The 17,265-nt window shown below is 71.6% G+C and carries 15 protein-coding genes; 4 read left to right on the top strand and 11 right to left on the bottom strand.

The features are described 5' to 3' along the window. Nucleotides 1-7 precede the first annotated feature (7 nt). The 6 genes from B5M43_RS07990 to rplU form a co-directional block, all read right to left on the bottom strand. Nucleotides 8-214 (bottom strand): hypothetical protein, encoded by a 207-nt coding sequence (locus tag B5M43_RS07990; protein ID WP_055991425.1) that lies wholly within the window; start codon nt 212-214, stop codon nt 8-10. Between the two features lie 57 nt (nt 215-271). Continuing rightward, nucleotides 272-1,549 (bottom strand): glutamate-5-semialdehyde dehydrogenase, encoded by a 1,278-nt coding sequence (locus tag B5M43_RS07985; protein WP_134745506.1) that lies wholly within the window; start codon nt 1,547-1,549, stop codon nt 272-274. A gap of 37 nt (nt 1,550-1,586) precedes the next feature. Continuing rightward, nucleotides 1,587-2,405: a glutamate 5-kinase gene (gene proB / locus B5M43_RS07980; protein WP_055991418.1), complete on the bottom strand. Its 819-nt coding sequence runs from the start codon at nt 2,403-2,405 to the stop codon at nt 1,587-1,589. Beyond that, complete coding sequence (gene obgE, locus B5M43_RS07975) at nt 2,402-3,913, bottom strand: GTPase ObgE (protein ID WP_134745505.1); 1,512 nt, start codon at nt 3,911-3,913, stop codon at nt 2,402-2,404. The genes proB and obgE overlap by 4 nt, the downstream gene beginning before the upstream one ends. A 99-nt stretch (nt 3,914-4,012) precedes the next feature. Further along, nucleotides 4,013-4,267 (bottom strand): 50S ribosomal protein L27, encoded by a 255-nt coding sequence (gene rpmA, locus B5M43_RS07970; protein WP_055991412.1) that lies wholly within the window; start codon nt 4,265-4,267, stop codon nt 4,013-4,015. Between the two features lie 19 nt (nt 4,268-4,286). Next, nucleotides 4,287-4,595, bottom strand: coding sequence for a 50S ribosomal protein L21 (gene rplU, locus B5M43_RS07965; RefSeq protein ID WP_055991409.1), 309 nt, complete (start codon nt 4,593-4,595; stop codon nt 4,287-4,289). Nucleotides 4,596-4,843: 248 nt separating this feature from the next. Here rplU and B5M43_RS07960 point away from each other — a divergent pair, with 248 nt between their 5' ends. Further along, nucleotides 4,844-5,116, top strand: coding sequence for a DUF4031 domain-containing protein (locus tag B5M43_RS07960; protein WP_055991406.1), 273 nt, complete (start codon nt 4,844-4,846; stop codon nt 5,114-5,116). Nucleotides 5,117-5,187: 71 nt separating this feature from the next. Here B5M43_RS07960 and B5M43_RS07955 read toward each other — a convergent pair whose 3' ends face one another. Continuing rightward, nucleotides 5,188-7,653, bottom strand: coding sequence for an Rne/Rng family ribonuclease (locus B5M43_RS07955; protein ID WP_134745504.1), 2,466 nt, complete (start codon nt 7,651-7,653; stop codon nt 5,188-5,190). A 285-nt stretch (nt 7,654-7,938) separates the two neighbouring features. On the opposite strand from B5M43_RS07955, the gene B5M43_RS07950 reads away from it, so the two are divergent. Beyond that, the gene (locus tag B5M43_RS07950; protein ID WP_134745503.1) at nt 7,939-8,535 is read left to right on the top strand and encodes a vitamin K epoxide reductase family protein; all 597 of its coding nucleotides are present in this window, start codon (nt 7,939-7,941) and stop codon (nt 8,533-8,535) included. Nucleotides 8,536-8,583: 48 nt separating this feature from the next. Here B5M43_RS07950 and ndk read toward each other — a convergent pair whose 3' ends face one another. From ndk to ileS, 4 genes are read right to left on the bottom strand one after another with little or no spacing between them, the layout of a single operon-like run. Further along, complete coding sequence (gene ndk / locus B5M43_RS07945) at nt 8,584-9,000, bottom strand: nucleoside-diphosphate kinase (RefSeq protein WP_055991397.1); 417 nt, start codon at nt 8,998-9,000, stop codon at nt 8,584-8,586. A gap of 3 nt (nt 9,001-9,003) precedes the next feature. Next, nucleotides 9,004-9,423 (bottom strand): DUF4233 domain-containing protein, encoded by a 420-nt coding sequence (locus B5M43_RS07940; protein WP_134745502.1) that lies wholly within the window; start codon nt 9,421-9,423, stop codon nt 9,004-9,006. Beyond that, nucleotides 9,411-10,796 (bottom strand): folylpolyglutamate synthase/dihydrofolate synthase family protein, encoded by a 1,386-nt coding sequence (locus B5M43_RS07935; protein WP_230667802.1) that lies wholly within the window; start codon nt 10,794-10,796, stop codon nt 9,411-9,413. The genes B5M43_RS07940 and B5M43_RS07935 overlap by 13 nt, the downstream gene beginning before the upstream one ends. Continuing rightward, complete coding sequence (gene ileS / locus B5M43_RS07930) at nt 10,793-14,113, bottom strand: isoleucine--tRNA ligase (RefSeq protein ID WP_134745501.1); 3,321 nt, start codon at nt 14,111-14,113, stop codon at nt 10,793-10,795. The genes B5M43_RS07935 and ileS overlap by 4 nt, the downstream gene beginning before the upstream one ends. A 312-nt stretch (nt 14,114-14,425) precedes the next feature. Here ileS and valS point away from each other — a divergent pair, with 312 nt between their 5' ends. Further along, on the top strand, nt 14,426-17,008 hold the full coding sequence (valS, locus tag B5M43_RS07925) for a valine--tRNA ligase (RefSeq protein WP_055991388.1): 2,583 nt from the start codon (nt 14,426-14,428) through the stop codon (nt 17,006-17,008). Next, nucleotides 17,005-17,250, top strand: a complete 246-nt coding sequence (locus B5M43_RS07920; RefSeq protein WP_308068132.1) for a hypothetical protein — start codon at nt 17,005-17,007, stop codon at nt 17,248-17,250. Before valS ends, B5M43_RS07920 begins: the two co-directional genes overlap by 4 nt. The last annotated feature ends 15 nt before the right edge of the window (nt 17,251-17,265 follow it).

Here is a 17,265-nt window from a genome sequence, read left to right as displayed (position 1 = left end):
GGACGACCTAGTGGCCGTGACCCGTCTCGTGCTCGACGTGCGCCTCGACCTTGTGGGCGTGACGGTTGGACACGTTCCGATACGACGCCGTGACGATCGCCAGGAGCGCGAACACGACCGCCGCGGTGATCCCGAAGGGCAGGGTCGTCAGCATCGGGTTGCCGTGATGTTCGGTCTCAGCGGCGGCGACCGCAAGCGCTGCGGCGAAGTCCATTCGTGCTCCGTTCGGGTTGTGACACGCGTCGTGGATCGTGTCGTTACAGCTTATCGCTCAGGCGCGCACCTGCCCGGCGCCACGGCCGAGCCACTTCGTGCTGGTCAGCTCCGGAAGGCCCATCGGGCCGCGCGCGTGGAGCTTCTGCGTCGAGATGCCGACCTCGGCGCCGAAGCCGAACTCCCCGCCGTCCGTGAAGCGGGTCGACGCGTTCACGAGCACGACGGCCGAGTCGACCTCGGCCAGGAAGCGCTCGGCGTTGCGCATGTCGGTCGTGATGATCGACTCGGTGTGACCCGTCGAGTATCGGCGGATGTGCGCGATCGCGTCGTCGAGGCTGTCGACGACGCCGAAGGCGACATCGAGCGTGCCGTACTCGGTCGCCCAGTCCTCCTCGGTCGCCGCCACGGCGCCCGGTGCCAGCCGCTGCACGTCGTCGTCGCCGTGCACGGTCACGCCGCGCTCCTGCAGCGCCGACGCGACCTGCGGCACGAGGCGCTCCGCCGCGCCGCGGACCACGAGGACCGTCTCGACCGCGTTGCACACGCTGGGACGCTGCACCTTGGCGTTCACGACGATGTCGCGCGCCCACTCGTCGGGCGCGCTCTCGTCCAGCACGATGTGGACGTTGCCCGCGCCGGTCTCGATCACCGGGACGGTCGACTCCGTCACGACCGCCTCGATGAGTCCCGCGCTGCCGCGCGGAACGAGCACGTCGATGAAGCCGCGACCGTGCATGAGCGCCTTGGCGCCGTCGCGCCCGAAGGGATCGACCGTCTGGATGGCGTCGGGCGCGATCCCCTGCTGCTCGAGCGCGTCCCGCATCACGGAGACGAGCACGGCGTTGGAGGACGCCGCGGCGCTGCCGCCGCGCAGCACGACCGCGTTGCCCGACCGCAGGGCCAGGGCGGCGATGTCGACCGTCACGTTGGGCCGGGCCTCGTAGATGGCGCCCACCACGCCGAACGGCACGCGGACCTGCTCGAGGTTCACGCCGTTGGGCATCCGGTGCCCGCGCACGACCTGGCCGACCGGATCCGGCAGCGCGGCGATGTCGCGCACCGCGGACGCGAGGCCCTCCACGCGCGCCGAGTCGAGGCGCAGCCGGTCCAGCAGCCCCGCGCCGATCCCGTCGCGCTCTCCGCGGGCGAGGTCGTCCGCGTTCGCGGCGTTGATCTCGTCCGCGTGCGCGAGGAGGGCGTCGGCGATCGCGTGGAGCGCATCGGCCTTCTGACCGCTCGTCAGGCGCGCGGTGACGCGGGCGGCGTCCTTCGCGAGACGCAGCCGGTCCTGGGGGGTGTCGATCGTGACCTCGGGGACGTCGACGGTGCTCATTTCGGGATCTCCAGGGTGGTCGGAAGACGCGGTGGGGCTATTCCGCGAGTGTACCGAGCGGCCGCACGGTCGGGGACGGCGAGGGCTCGAACCACGTGCCGACCGGGCCGCCCGACAGCGCCTCGGAGACGAGGTCGGCGCTCGTGACGAGCACGCCGATCCCGGCGCTCGCGGCGAGACGCGCGGCCGACACCTTGGTCGCCGCTCCCCCGGTGCCGACGCTGTTGACGACCGTGGATCCGAACTCGAGATCGCTGAGGTCCGCGTCGTGCGCGATCACGTCGAGCGGCTCGGCGCCGGGCTCGCTCGGCGGACGCGTGTACAGCGAGGCGATGTCGCTGAGCAGCACGAGGGCGTCGGCCTCCACGAGCTGCGCCACGAGGGCCGCGAGCCGGTCGTTGTCGCCGAAGCGGATCTCGTGCGTCGCGACCGTGTCGTTCTCGTTCACGATGGGCAGGATGCGCAGCCCGAGCAGGCGCTCGATCGCGCGCTGCGCGTTGCTGCGGTGCGTGTGGTTGTCGAAGTCGCCCGCGGTCAGCAGCACCTGGCCCGCGACGATGCCGAACGGGCGCAGCGCCTCCTGGTACCGGAACACGAGCACGTTCTGCCCCACGGCCGCGGCGGCCTGCTGCGTGGCGAGGTCGGTGGGGCGCGTCTCGAGGTTCAGGAACGGCATGCCCGTCGCGATGGCGCCGGACGAGACCAGCAGCACCTCGGCGCCGCGCCGGTGCGCGTCGGCGAGCGCCTTGACGAGCATCGGGATGCGCCACGAGGACTCGCCGCTGATCGACGACGAGCCGACCTTGACGACGATGCGCTGCGCGGTGGCGAGCTCGGATCGGTCGCGCGCGGTCACAGCAGCTCGTCCTCCTCGACGTCCTCCCGACGCGATCGACGCAGCTCCTCGGCCTCGGCCCGGGCGGCCGCGCGGGCGTCCATCCGCTCGCGGTACTTCGCGCGGCGCTCGACGTTCGTGCGGCGCGTGTCCTGCAGCAGGCGCGGATCGGTGCCGCGCGGTGCCTGGATGAGCTCGCCGGCAGAGCTGATCGACGGCTCCCAGTCGAAGACGATCGACTCGCCCTCGCCGATCACCACGGTCGATCCGGGAACGGCACCGGCGCGGAACAGCTCGTCCTCGACGCCCAGCTTCTCCAGCCGGTCCGCCAGGAAGCCCACGGCCTCCTCGTTCTGGAAGTCGGTCTGCTGCACCCACCGGACGGGCTTCTCGCCCAGGATGCGGTACACCGGGCCGTACGTGCCGCCCTCGACGCGCACGCTGAACTCCTTCTCGGAGCCCTTGGGGCGGATGATGATGCGCTCCTTGGGGGCGGCGACCGGCTGCGTCCTGCGGTGCTCCTCGATGATCTCGCCGAGCGCGAAGGTCAGCTCGCGGAGGCCGCGGCGGGCGACGGTCGAGATCTCGAACACGCGGTAGCCGAGCGCCTCGAGGTCGGGGCGCACGAACGACGCGAGCTCCTCGGCCTCGGGCACGTCGATCTTGTTCAGCACGACGATCTGCGGGCGCTCGAGAAGGGGCACCTGACCCTCGGGAACGGGGTAGGCGCCGAGCTCGGCGCGGATGACCTCGAGGTCGCTGAGCGGGTCGCGGCCGGGCTCGAGCGTGGCGCAGTCGAGCACGTGCACGAGCGCGGTGCAGCGCTCCACGTGGCGGAGGAACTCGAGGCCGAGGCCCCGCCCCTCGCTGGCGCCCTCGATCAGGCCGGGCACGTCGGCCACCGTGAAGCGCACGTCGCCGGCCTGCACGACGCCCAGGTTGGGGTGCAGGGTCGTGAACGGGTAGTCCGCGATCTTGGGCCGCGCGGCCGAGATCGCCGCGATCAGGCTCGACTTGCCGGCCGACGGGAAGCCTACGAGGGCCACATCCGCGACGGTCTTGAGCTCGAGGACGACGTCGCCCTCCCAGCCGGGGGTGCCGAGCAGCGCGAAGCCGGGCGCCTTGCGCTTGGGCGAAGCGAGAGCGGCGTTGCCGAGGCCGCCGCGTCCGCCCGGCGCGGCGACGAAGCGCATGCCGGGCTCGATCATGTCGGCGAGCACCTCGCCGGAGGGGTCCTTCACCACGGTGCCGACGGGGACGGGCAGCTCGAGGGTCTCGCCGACGGCGCCCGAGCGGTGGTCGCCCATGCCGAAGCCGCCGTTGCCGGCGGAGCGGTGGGGCGAGTGGTGGTAGCTCAGCAGCGTGGTGGTCTGCGGGTCGGCGACCAGCACGATGTCGCCGCCGTTGCCGCCGTTGCCGCCGTCCGGGCCCCCGAGCGGCTTGAACTTCTCGCGGTGCACCGAGACGCAGCCGTTGCCGCCCTTGCCGGCACGCAGATGAAGCGTCACCTCATCGACGAACGTGACCATGATCCCTACCGCTCTTCTGGATGTGGATGCCGGGCATCCGGGAAATGACAGGACGGGGCGGGCCGAAGCCCGCCCCGTCCGTGAAGCCCACCGGGAGTGTTACTCGCCGGCGACGATGTTGACGACCTTGCGGCCGCCCTTGTTGCCGAACTCGACCGCACCGGCGGCGAGGGCGAAGAGCGTGTCGTCGCCACCGCGGCCGACGTTCGCGCCGGGGTGGAAGTGCGTGCCGCGCTGACGGACGAGGATCTCGCCCGCGCTGACGACCTGGCCGCCGAAGCGCTTCACGCCCAGTCGCTGGGCGTTGGAGTCGCGACCGTTACGAGTGGAGCTTGCGCCCTTTTTGTGTGCCATTTCGGTGAACCCTCCGCGCTTACTTGATGCCGGTGATCTTGACGCGCGTGAGGTCCTGACGGTGGCCCTGGCGCTTCTTGTAGCCGGTCTTGTTCTTGAACTTCTGGATGACGATCTTCGGGCCGCGCAGGTTGCCGACGACCTCGGCGGTGACCTTGACCTTGGCGAGCTTCTCGGCGTCGGTCGTCACGGTGTCGCCGTCGACGTAGAGCACGGCGGGCAGCTCGATGGTCTCGCCCGCGGCAGCCTGCACACGGTCGAGCTGAACGATGGTGCCGACCTCGACCTTCTCCTGCCGGCCGCCGGCGCGCACAACTGCGTAAACCACTTCACACCTTGTTTTCATTGGGGAAGCCCCGGGGCTTCCGGATCTCACGGAAAGACTTCGCTTGCTGCCGCTGGCCGCGGGGGGCGTCTGCAAGACTTTCGCCGCGCCGCCGTCGAGGGCGCGCGACACAGGGGACGCACCAAAGGTCTACTCTACCCGATTCCGGACGCATCCGGCAAAAGCACGCGACCGGCGCGTCGCCGCCGTTCCCGCGCCCTGCGCCGCAGCCGGTCATTAGGCTCGACCGCGTGGCCATTCTCGTCGACGACCCGATCTGGCCGGCGCACGGCCGGCTGTGGGCGCACCTCGTCAGCGACGCCGACCTCGAGGAGCTCCACGCCTTCGCGGCCGCGCACGACGTGCCCGCGCGGGCGTTCGACCGGGACCACTACGACGTGCCCGCCGACATGATCCCGCGGCTGGTCGCCGGCGGCGCCCGCCACGTCGACGGCAAGCACCTCGTGCGCGCGCTGATCGCCTCGGGCCTGCGCGTCACCGCGCGCGAGCGCCGCGGACTCTAACCCGGCGCGGCCCGGAACGCGGTTCGCCGCCCGCGGGCGGACCCACGGGCGGCGAACGGATGACCTGGGAGTCAGTCCTCGGTGACCTGCACCGGCGTGACCGAGACGGCCGTGCCGGTGAGGGCGGCGGTCGTGACCCGGCGGCTGCGGCTGCGCCCCTGTCCGGGCGCCTTCGGCTCGGGCAGCGCGTTCAGCACCGAGTCGAGCAGCTGCTCGGTCTCGGTCTTCGGCGCCGCGGGGGCCTCGCCGCCGCCGCGCTTGCGGCGCGACTTCTTCGGGCGGTCGGGCTGGCCCTCGGGCGCGGCGGGAGTGCGCGGCCCCTCGGGAAGCTCGATCTGGATCTGAGGCTGCTGCGGCTCGGCCTTCTCGGGCGGGTGGGCGATCGTCGAGGCGGCGATCTGCGCGAGCGCCGACTTCACGCCCTCGGTGATGACGTGCGTGCCGCCGTTGCTCGCGGCCGGGCTGCCGCCGCCCTGGGAGGCCGCGGAGCCCCCGCCGGACGAGCCGCTGCCGCCGCGCGAGCGCCGACCCGAGCCGGATCCACCCCCGCTGCCGCCGTTGCCGCCGGCCGGGCGGTGCTTGACGACCGGGTCGTGGTGCACGATGACACCGCGGCCCGCGCACACCTCGCAGGGCTCGCTGAACGTCTCAAGCAGGCCCAGGCCGAGCTTCTTGCGCGTCATCTGCACGAGGCCGAGCGACGTGACCTCGGCGACCTGGTGCTTCGTGCGGTCGCGGCTCAGGCACTCCACCAGGCGGCGCAGCACGAGGTCGCGGTTGGACTCGAGCACCATGTCGATGAAGTCGACCACGATGATGCCGCCGATGTCGCGCAGGCGCAGCTGGCGGACGATCTCCTCGGCGGCCTCGAGGTTGTTCTTGGTGACCGTCTCCTCGAGGTTGCCGCCCGATCCGACGAACTTGCCGGTGTTGACGTCGACCACGGTCATGGCCTCGGTGCGGTCGATCACGAGCGAGCCGCCGGAGGGCAGCCAGACCTTGCGGTCGAGGGCCTTCTCGATCTGCTCCGTGATGCGGAACGCGTCGAACGGGTCGCGGTCGCCCTCGTACTTCTCGATGCGGTCGAGCAGGTCGGGGGCCACGCCCTCGAGGTAGCTCGTGATGGTCTGCTGCGCGTCGTCGCCCTGGATCAGCATCTTCGAGAAGTCCTCGTTGAAGACGTCCCGGACGATCTTGACCAGCAGGTCGGGCTCGCTGTGAAGCAGGCTGGGCGCGTTGCCCTTCTCGACCATGGCGTTGATGTGGGCCCACTGCGACGTGAGGCGGTTCACGTCGCGCGTCAGCTGCTCCTCCGTGGCGCCCTCGGCGGCCGTGCGCACGATCACGCCGGACGACTCGGGAAGCACCTCCTTGAGGATCTTCTTCAGGCGCGCGCGCTCGGTGTCGGGCAGCTTGCGCGAGATGCCGTTCATGGCGCCGCCGGGCACGTAGACGAGGTAGCGGCCGGGCAGGGAGATCTGGCTGGTCAGACGCGCACCCTTGTGGCCCACGGGGTCCTTGGTGACCTGGACGAGCACCTTGTCGCCCGGCTTGAGCGCGAGCTCGATGCGGCGCGGCTGGTTGCCGGTCTCGACCGAGTCCCAGTCCACCTCGCCCGAGTACAGCACGGCGTTGCGACCGCGGCCGATGTCGACGAACGCGGCCTCCATGCTGGGCAGGACGTTCTGGACGCGACCGAGGTACACGTTGCCGATCAGCGACGCGTCCTGACTGCGGGCGACGTAGTGCTCGACGAGCACGTTGTCCTCGAGCACCGCGATCTGCACGCGGCCGTTCTTGGAGCGGACGATCATCTGGCGGTCGACGGCCTCGCGGCGGGCCAGGAACTCCGCCTCGGTCACGACGGGGCGACGGCGGCCCGCCTCGCGTCCGTCACGACGGCGCTGCTTCTTGGCCTCCAGGCGCGTGGAGCCCTTGATGCGCTGCGGCTCGGTGATGACCTCGACCACGCGCTGGCGACGACGCGGCTCCTCCGCGCGCGGCTCGGCCTGCTGCTGCTCCTCGCCGGCGTCCCCGCCGCCGCGACGGCGACGGCGACGCGAGGAGCGGCCGCTCAGGGCGGGCTCCTCCGGCTCCGGCAGCGCGGGAAGCGGCTGGACGTCGGGTGCGTGGAAGTGCAGCGCGGTCGACACCTGCGACACGAAGTTCTCGGGCAGGAGGCCCAGGCTGACGGCGGTCGGGAGCTCCGGCTCGGCCGGCTCCTCGGGCGCGGGCGCGGTCTCCTCGGGCGCGGTGTCCTCAGCGCGGGCCGGCTCCGCCGCGGGCTCATCGGCGGGGGCGTCCTCGGCTGCGGGCGCGGCCTGCTCGGCAGGCTGCTCGGCCGCCTCCGGCTCGGCGGGCGCCTCCGCATCGGCGGGCTGCTCAGCCGGCTGCTCCTGCTCGGCGGGCGTCTCCTCGGTGGGCGTCTGCTCGGCCGGCTCCGCCTCGGGGGCCTCCGCGGCCGTCTCGGGCGCTATCGCGCTCGAGGGCTCGTCGAAGGTGCTGTCGTCGCTGTGCTCATTGTTCTGTTCAGCCATCGCTGGCGTACTCCCTGCGGGCGGACATCCGCGCGTCGCCCGGAAATCTCTGGCGGCGCCGCCCCTGGGCGGCCCCGCGAACTCTCACTCGGCCTGCGACCGGCTCTCGGCTCTGGTCGCGCGGAGCATCCCTTGCCCCGAAGTCTTCATTCGACGCGGGTCGCGGCGCGGCCGCGGTGTGCGTCAGGAGTCATTATCGCACCACGGGCCCGGATCGCGCATTCGGCGGCGCCGGCCGCGCCTCGTGTCGGCGGCCCCACAGCCCGGCGGGGTGAGAATGAGCCGATGACCGCACCGCGAAACCGTCCCGTGGCCCTCGCCGTCTGGCTCGTGATCGCGGGCGCCGTCGGATGGTGGGCCGCCTTCTCGCTCACGATGGAGCGCCTGCACCTCCTCGAGAACCCGGGCGCGTCCGCGTCGTGCGACTTCAGCCCGCTCGTGCAGTGCGGGCGCAACCTGGAGTCCTGGCAGGGAGCGGTCTTCGGCTTCCCGAACCCGATCCTCGGCCTGGCCGGATGGATCGCCCCGGTCGTCGTCGGCGCGGCGATCCTGGCCGGGGCGCGTTTCGCCCGGTGGTTCTGGGCCGTGTTCCTGCTCGGGATGGCGTCCGCGTTCGGCTTCGTCGTGTGGCTGATCGGTCAGAGCGTGTACGTGCTCGGCACGCTGTGCCCGTGGTGCATGGTGACCTGGGTCGTGACCATCCCGTCCTTCTACGCGGTGCTGCTGCACGCGGTGCGAATCGGCGCCCTCCCGGCACCCGCGCGCATGCGCGCCGCGGCGGACCGGCTGATGGGCTGGCTGCCGCTGATGGCCGTGCTCAGCTATGCGGCGATCGCGGTGCTGGCCGAGCTGCGGCTCGAGGTGCTGGACGCCCTGTTCTGAGACGCGGAACGGCCCCGGATCGCTCCGGGGCCGTTCCGATGCCGGGGCTCAGGGGAACCAGATGCCGAGCTCGCGCTGCGCGGACTCGGGCGAGTCCGAGCCGTGCACGAGGTTCTGCTGCACGGCGACCCCCCAGTCGCGGCCGAAGTCGCCGCGGATGGTGCCGGGCGCCGCGGTGGTGGGGTCGGTCGTGCCGGCGAGCGAGCGGAAGCCCTCGATCACGCGGTTGCCGGCGACGCGGATCGCGACGGCCGGGCCCGACATCATGAACTCGAGGAGCGGCTCGTAGAACGGCTTGCCCTCGTGCTCGGCGTAGTGCTGCGCGAGCAGGTCGCGGCTGGGCTCGACGAGGCGGATGTCGACGAGCGAGTAGCCCTTCGCCTCGATGCGGGCGAGGATCGCTCCGGTCAGTCCGCGCGCGACGCCGTCCGGCTTGATCAGGACGAGGGTCTCTTCGGTGGCCATGTCTTATCCCTTGCTGTCTCGTTCGCTCTGGACACGCTGCTCGATCACTCGCTGCTCGATCCGTGCCCCTCCGATCGTCGCATACGCCCACATGCCGCCGAAGACGAGCGCGACGACCAGGATGGCCGGCACGGCGAACGCGCCGAGAGCGACCACCGCCTGCAGGGCCCATCCGATGCCGAAGCCCCACGAGTGCCGCAGCAGCCCCGTCGTGAGCAGCATCGCCACGGCCACGACCACGCCGGCGACGATGCCCCACCACGGGGCGACGCCCTCGGGCAGCGCGCGCAGGCCGTAGATCACCAGGCCGGCGAGGAAAACGACGATCGCCTCGAAGCCCAGCACGACCTGGCCGAGCTTCTCGGGGAGCGACCGGTAGCGCGGCGCGCGGCGCGGCGCGCCCTCGGGGGTCAGCTCCGCCATCCGGACTTCCAGTCCTCGGCCTCGGACAGCGTGAGGGCCTCACCCGCCAGCACCACGGATCCGGCGATTGCGACCGCGCGGCGCTCCGCCGAGGCGGCCCATTCGCGCGCGGCGTCGGCCGCCTCGGGCAGGTTCGGGTGCACGGTCACGCGCAGGCCGGCGCTCTCCGCCAGGTCGGCGAGCCCGTCGGGGTCCGTCGCGCGGTCGGAGTCGGGCGCCGTGACGAACACGTGCGCGGCGATGGGCGCGAGCTCGCGCAGGATGCCGATCGCGTCCTTGTCGCCGAGCACGCCCAGCACGAGGCCCCATTCGTCGAAGTCGAACGCCTCGCGCAGCGCGGTCGCGAGCGCGGCGGCGCCGTGCGGGTTGTGCGCGGCGTCCACGACCACGGTCGGCTCGACGCCCACGAGCTGCAGGCGGCCGGGGGAGGTCGCCTCCGCGAGCCCCTCCGTGAGGACCTCGCCGGCGATCGGCTGCGACGCGTCGCCGATGAGCGACTCGACCGCGGCGATCGCGAGCGCCGCGTTGGCCCCCTGGTGGCGGCCGTACAGCGGCAGGTACTCCTCGGGGTACTCCCCCGCCAGGCCCTTCACCGTGATGAGCTGGCCGCCCACCGCGAGCCGGTCGTCCGTGAGGGCGAACTCCGCGCCCTCGAACGCGATCTCGGCGCCCTTCTCGGCCGCCACACGGCGCAGCACGCGCTCGGCATCGGGCGCCTGGCGGGCCGAGACGACGCGCGCGCCGTCCTTGATGATCCCCGCCTTGACGGTCGCGATCTCGGCGATCGTGTCGCCGAGGCGGTCGGCGTGATCCAGGTCGATCGGCGCGAAGACCGCGACGTCGCCGTCGGCCGTGTTGGTCGAATCCCAGGCGCCGCCCATGCCGACCTCGAGCACGAGCACGTCGATCGGCGCGTCGGCGCAGGCGACGAATGCGAGGACGGTGAGCAGCTCGAAGAACGTCAGCGGCTCCTCGCCGCCCGCCTCGAGCTCCGCGTCGACGATGTCGACGAACGGCTCGATCTCGTCCCACGCGTCCGCGACCGCCGCATCCGCGATCGGGCGGCCGTCGATCAGGATCCGCTCCGTGAACCGCTCAAGGTGCGGGCTCGTGAACAGCCCCGTGCGCAGCCCGTGCGCGCGGACCAGGCTCTCGATGATCCGGCTCGTCGACGTCTTGCCGTTCGTGCCCGTGACGTGGATCACGCGGTACGTGCGCTGCGGGTCGTCCAGCAGCTCGAGCACGCGCCGCGTGCGCTCCACGCGCGGCTGCACCCAGCGCTCGCCGGCGCGCTGCAGCAGCGCCTCGTACACGGCGTCGGCGCGGCGCCGGTCCTCCGGCGTGCCCTCGACGATGTCGTCTGCGTCGCTCACTGTCCCGCTCCGATCCGGCTCACCGCGACGACGAAGTCGCCCGCGTTGGCGTAGGTGCCCTTGCCGATCACGGCCGAGTGCTCGGCCTCGCCCGCGTCCGAGCCGCTGACGAGGGCGTGCTCGACGGCCAGGGTCTCCCCGGCGATGTCGGCCACGTCGAACGCGCTCTCCACCGCCGCGGCGTCGTCCGCGTGCGCGAACGCGAGCGTCAGGCGGATGCGGTCGCTGACGTCGAAGCCGGCGGCCTTGCGCGTGTCCTGCACGGCGCGGATGACGTCGCGCGCCAGCCCCTCGGCCTCGAGCTCGGGGGTCGTGGTCGTGTCGAGGAGCACGAAGCCCCCGCCCGGCAGCAGCGCGAGCGCCTCGCCCTCCGGGCGGCCGGTCGTCTCGAGCACCAGCTCGTACTCCCCCGGCTCGAGCGCCAGGCCGTCGACCGTCACAACGCCGTCCTGCTCGGTCCAGAAGCCGTCCTTCGCGGCGCGGATCGCCTGCTGCACCTGCTTGCCCAGGCGCGGTCCGGCCACGCGCGCGTTGATCGTCAGGCGGTGGGAGATGCCGTACTCGGCGGCGGTGCCCTCGCCCAGCTCGACCAGCTCGACGGCCTTGACGTTCAGCTCGTCGCGCAGGATGTCCTCGAACTGCGACAGCGCGCCCGCGTGCGCCGTCACGACGGTGAGCTTCGCGAGCGGAAGGCGCACCCGCAGGCCCTCCTTCTTGCGCAGCGCGTTCGCGACGCTGGAGGCCTCGCGCACGGCGTCCATGGCCTCGCGGATGTCCGCCGCGTCGGCGAAGGCGGCGGCATCCGGCCAGTCGGTCAGGTGCACGCTGCGACCGCCCGTGAGGCCCTGCCACACCCGCTCCGCGATCAGCGGCACGAGGGGCGCCGCGACGCGCGTGACGGTCTCGAGCACCGTGTACAGCGTGTCGAATGCCTCGCGGGACCGCGGATCCTCCGTCACGCCCGTCCAGAACCGGTCGCGCGAGCGGCGGATGTACCAGTTGGTCAGCACCTCCGCGAAGTCGCGCAGGCGCGCGGCCGCGGTCGTGGAGTCCAGCTGCTCGAGGTCGGCGGCCACGTCCCGGATCAGGTCGCCCGTGAGCGCCAGGATGTACCGGTCGAGCACATCCGTCGAGTCCGTGCGCCACGTGGCCTCGTAGCCGGCGCCGTCGGGGCCGCCCGCCGCGTTGGCATAGGTCGAGAAGAAGTACCACGAGTTCCACAGCGGCAGCAGGAACTCGCGCACGCCCGAGCGGATGCCCTCCTCGGTCACGATGAGGTTGCCGCCGCGCAGCACGCTCGACGACATCAGGAACCAGCGCATGGCGTCGGAGCCGTCGCGTTCGAACACCTCGCTGACATCCGGGTAGTTGCGCAGCGACTTGGACATCTTCTGCCCGTCGTTGCCCAGCACGATGCCGTGGCACGAGACGCCCGTGAAGGCCGGGCGGTCGAACAGCGCGCCCGACAGCACGTGCATCACGTAGAACCAGCCGCGCGTCTGCCCGATGTACTCGACGATGAAGTCGGCGGGCGCGTGCGTGTCGAACCAGTCGCGGTTCTCGAACGGGTAGTGCACCTGCGCGAACGGCATGGAGCCCGAGTCGAACCAGACGTCGAAGACGTCCTCGATGCGGCGCATCGTGCTCTTGCCGGTCGGGTCGTCGGGGTTCGGGCGCGTCAGGTCGTCGATGTACGGACGGTGCAGGTCGACCTCGCCCTGCTCGTTGCGGGGCAGCGCGCCGAAGTCGCGCTCGAGCTCCTCGAGCGAGCCGTACACGTCGACGCGCGGGTGGTTCGGGTCGTCCGACTTCCACACCGGGATCGGCGATCCCCAGAACCGGTTGCGGCTGATCGACCAGTCGCGCGCGCCCTCGAGCCACTTGCCGAACTGGCCGTGCTTGACGTTCTCGGGCGCCCACGTGATCTGCTCGTTCAGCTCGAGCAGACGGTCCTTGAACTCCGTGACGCGCACGAACCAGCTCGACACGGCCTTGTAGATCAGGGGGTTCCGGCAGCGCCAGCAGTGCGGGTACGAGTGCTCGTAGGACTGCAGGCGCAGCAGGCGACCGTGCTCGCGCAGCAGGCGCACGAGCTTCATGTTCGCGTCGAGCCACAGCTCGCCCGCCACGTCGGTCACCATGTCGAGGAACCGGCCGTCGTCGCCGAGCGACACGATGGTCGGGATGCCGGCGGCGTCGTTCAGGCGCTTGTCGTCCTCACCGTAGGCCGGGGCCTGGTGGACGATGCCGGTGCCGTCGCCGGTCGTGACGTAGTCGTCGACGAGGATGCGCCACGCGTTCTGCGTGCCCCACTTCTCGGTGTCGGCGAAGTAGTCGAACAGCCGCTCGAAGCGCACGTCGCGCAGGTCCTCGCCCGTGACGCGCACGCGGACGGCGGCCTTCGCGTCGTCCGCCGACTCGTAGCCGAGGTCCTTGGCGTAGCCGCCCAGGAGGTCCTCGGCGAGCAGGAACTCGTCCCCCTGCGCGCCCTCCTTCAGCCCGTTCGGGCCGACCGGGACGACCGCGTAGACGATCTGCGGGCCGACCGCGAGCGACATGTTCGTGGGCAGGGTCCAGGGCGTGGTCGTCCAGGCGAGCGCCCGCACGCCCTCGACGCCGAGCGCCGCGGCCTTCTCGCCGACCAGCGGGAAGCTCACCGTCACCGACGGATCCTGGCGGTTCTTGTAGACGTCGTCGTCCATCCGCAGCTCGTGGTTGGACAGCGGGGTCTGGTCGCGCCAGCAGTACGGGAGCACGCGGTAGCCCTCGTACGCGAGTCCGCGGTCGTGGAGCGTCTTGAACGCCCACAGCACGCTCTCCATGAACGTGGTGTCGAGCGTCTTGTACCCGTTCTCGAAGTCGACCCAGCGGGCCTGGCGCGTGACGTAGTCCTGCCACTCGCGCGTGTAGGCGAGCACCGACTCGCGGGCCTTGCCGTTGAACGCGGCGATGCCCATCTCCTCGATCTCGCTCTTCTCGGTGATCCCGAGCTGCTTCATCGCCTCGAGCTCGGCCGGGAGGCCGTGCGTGTCCCATCCGAACACGCGGTCGACCTTCTTGCCGCGCATGGTCTGGAAGCGCGGGAAGAGGTCCTTGGCATAGCCGGTCAGCAGGTGGCCGTAGTGCGGCAGGCCGTTGGCGAACGGCGGGCCGTCGTAGAACACCCACTCCTCGGAGCCGTCCCGCTGCGCGATCGACGCACGGAAGGTGTCGTCCTGCGCCCAGAAGTCGAGGATCTCGCGCTCGATGTCGGGGAAGCGCGGGCTCGGCGTGACGGCGTCGGCGGCGGGTCCGAACGAGGACTTGGGGTAGGTCATGTCTCTCCAGCAGCTCCGATATGGGACTGCGAGGACGACCATGCGGCCGCGGTACCACCCCGCGTTGCGGCGCCGACGGGACGCCACCACTCTCACTGCGGCTGTGACGGGCCTGCCCCGCGCGGTTCTACTGGGGCCGAGGCCTGTTCTTCCGCGAGCTCCCCGGTGATGGCCGGATCGATGCTGGTCCTCCGATTCTACGCGGACGCGGGCGTCCGGGGATACCGCGGCTGCGGTCCCCGGTAGACTGGCCGGGCAACCCACACTCAGGCACGCAGACACCGTGCCGCATATAGCTTCAGGAGATCCTCTATGGCCGCCATCCCCGACAAGCCCGCCCTCGAGGGTCTCGAAGACAAGTGGGGCGCCGCGTGGGAGCAGCAGGGCACGTACCTGTTCGACCGCGCCGCCGCGCAGAGCCAGGGCCGCGCGGGCGTCTTCTCGGTCGACACTCCCCCGCCGACCGCGTCGGGATCGCTGCACATCGGCCACGTGTTCTCCTACACGCACACGGACGTGAAGGCGCGCTTCGAGCGCATGCGCGGCAAGACCGTGTTCTACCCGATCGGGTGGGATGACAACGGCCTGCCGACCGAGCGCCGTGTGCAGAACTACTACGGCGTGCGCTGCGACCCGTCGCTACCGTACGACCCGGACTTCACGCCGCCGTTCGAGGGCACGACCAAGAACCTCAAGGCCGCCGACCAGGTGCCGATCAGCCGCCGCAACTTCACCGAGCTGTGCGAGAAGCTCACGGTCGAGGACGAGAAGTCGTTCGAGGACCTGTGGCGCAAGCTCGGCCTGTCGGTGGACTGGACCCAGACCTACCGCACGATCTCGGACGAGACCATCCGCTCGAGCCAGCTGGCCTTCCTGCGCAACGTCGAGCGCGGCGAGGCGTTCCAGGCGCTCGCCCCGACCCTGTGGGACATCGACTTCCGCTCCGCGATCGCGCAGGCCGAGCTCGAGGACCGCGAGCAGCCCGCGGCGTTCCACCGTCTCGCGTTCCACAAGTCCGACGGATCGGGCGACATCGAGATCGAGACGACCCGTCCCGAGCTGCTCGCCGCGTGCGTGGCCCTGGTCGCCCACCCGGACGACGAGCGCTACCAGCCGATGTTCGGATCCACCGTGCGCACGCCGCTGTTCGACGTCGAGGTGCCCGTGCTGCCTCACCCGCTCGCGCAGCCGGACAAGGGATCGGGCATCGCCATGATCTGCACGTTCGGCGACGTGACCGACATCATCTGGTGGCGCGAGCTGGATCTGCCGAACCGCACGATCATCGGCCAGGACGGCCGCATCGTGGCCGACGCCCCCGACGTGATCGCGACCGAGCAGGCCAAGGCGCACTACGCCGAGCTGGCCGGCAAGACGGTGTTCAGCGCCAAGAAGCGCGTCGTCGAGCTGCTCGCCGAGTCCGGCGAGCTGATCGGCGAGCCTCGCCCGTTCACGCACCCCGTGAAGTTCTACGAGAAGGGCGACCGCCCGCTCGAGATCGTGTCGACCCGCCAGTGGTACATCCGCAACGGCGCCCGCAACGAGGAGCTCCGCGACCGCCTGCTCGAGCTGGGTCGCGAGATCGAGTGGCACCCCGAGTTCATGCGCGTGCGCTACGAGAACTGGGTGAACGGCCTCACCGGCGACTGGCTGGTCTCGCGCCAGCGCTTCTTCGGCGTGCCGATCCCCGTCTGGTACGCGCTCGACGAGAACGGCGAGCGTGACTATGACCGTGTGCTGGTGCCGGACGCCGCGCAGCTGCCGGTCGACCCGTCGACGGATGTGCCGCCGGGCTTCACCGAGGATCAGCGCGGCGTGCCGGGCGGGTTCGACGCCGAGACCGACGTGCTCGACACGTGGGCCACGTCGTCGCTCACCCCGCAGCTGGCCGGCGGCTGGCAGCGCGACGAGGAGCTGTGGCAGCTCGTCGCGCCGTTCGACGTGCGCCCGCAGGGCCAGGACATCATCCGCACGTGGCTGTTCTCGACGCTGCTGCGCAGCGCCCTCGAGGACGACCGCGCCCCGTGGGCCAACGCGGCCATCTCGGGCTTCATCGTCGACCCCGACCGGAAGAAGATGTCGAAGTCGAAGGGCAACGTCGTCACGCCCGCGGACATCCTCGACCAGCACGGCTCCGACGCCGTGCGGTACTGGGCGGCGTCGAGCCGCCTCGGCACCGACGCGGCGTTCGACCCGCAGAACCCGACGCAGATCAAGATCGGCCGCCGCCTCGCGATCAAGGTGCTCAACGCCGCGAAGTTCGTGCTGGGCTTCGAGGCCCCGGGTGCGCTGGGCGCGCCGGGCGCCGAGGTCACCGAGCCGCTCGACCTGTCGATGCTCGCGACGCTCGACGACGTGATCGCGAAGGCGACCGACGCGCTGGAGGCGTACGACCACGCCCGCGCGCTCGAGCTGTCGGAGTCGTTCTTCTGGACGTTCTGCGACGACTACCTCGAGCTGGTCAAGGAGCGCGCCTACGCGGGCGGCGACGCCGGCCGCTCGGCGGCCGTCGCGCTGCGCACCGCGCTGGAGGCGCTGCTGCGCCTGCTCGCGCCGGTCCTCACGTTCGCGACCGAGGAGTCGTGGAGCTGGTTCCAGGAGGGCTCGATCCACACCGCTCCCTGGCCGACCGCCACCGGCGCCGCGGGCGACCCGGCCGTGCTCGCGGCCGCGAGCGAGGCGCTGATCGGCGTCCGCCGCGCCAAGACAGAGGCCAAGGCATCCCAGAAGACGCCCGTCGCCTTCGCGGCCATCACCGCGCCGGCGGACAAGGCCTCCGCGCTGCGTCTCGCCGCCGACGACCTCAAGGCCGTGGGCCGGATCGCGGAGCTCGAGATCACGGAGGGCGAGGAGTTCGCGGTGACGCGGATCGACCTCGCGGAGACGGAGGCATGATGCAGCTGGGAACCCGTTGGACCGCAGGATCGACGCCGCCCGCCTCGGTGCCGGCCGACCTGCACGAGACGATCGCGCAGGTCGAGCAGCACCTGCCGGAGGGGCCGAAGCCCGGGTGGACGCTCACCTGGCTGGAGGGCCGCCCGATCGCCGAGCTCGACACCGGCGTCACCGTGACGCTGGACGCTCAGGGACTGCCGGTCGTGGGCCACATCGACGGCATGGACGACGAGGAGCGCTAGACCGCTCGTGACGAA

Source organism: Microbacterium sp. MEC084, from assembly GCF_004514465.2.
GTDB lineage: Bacteria > Actinomycetota > Actinomycetes > Actinomycetales > Microbacteriaceae > Microbacterium.
Note: the sequence above shows the minus strand (reverse complement) of the source record. Positions and strands in the feature narration are given on the sequence as shown.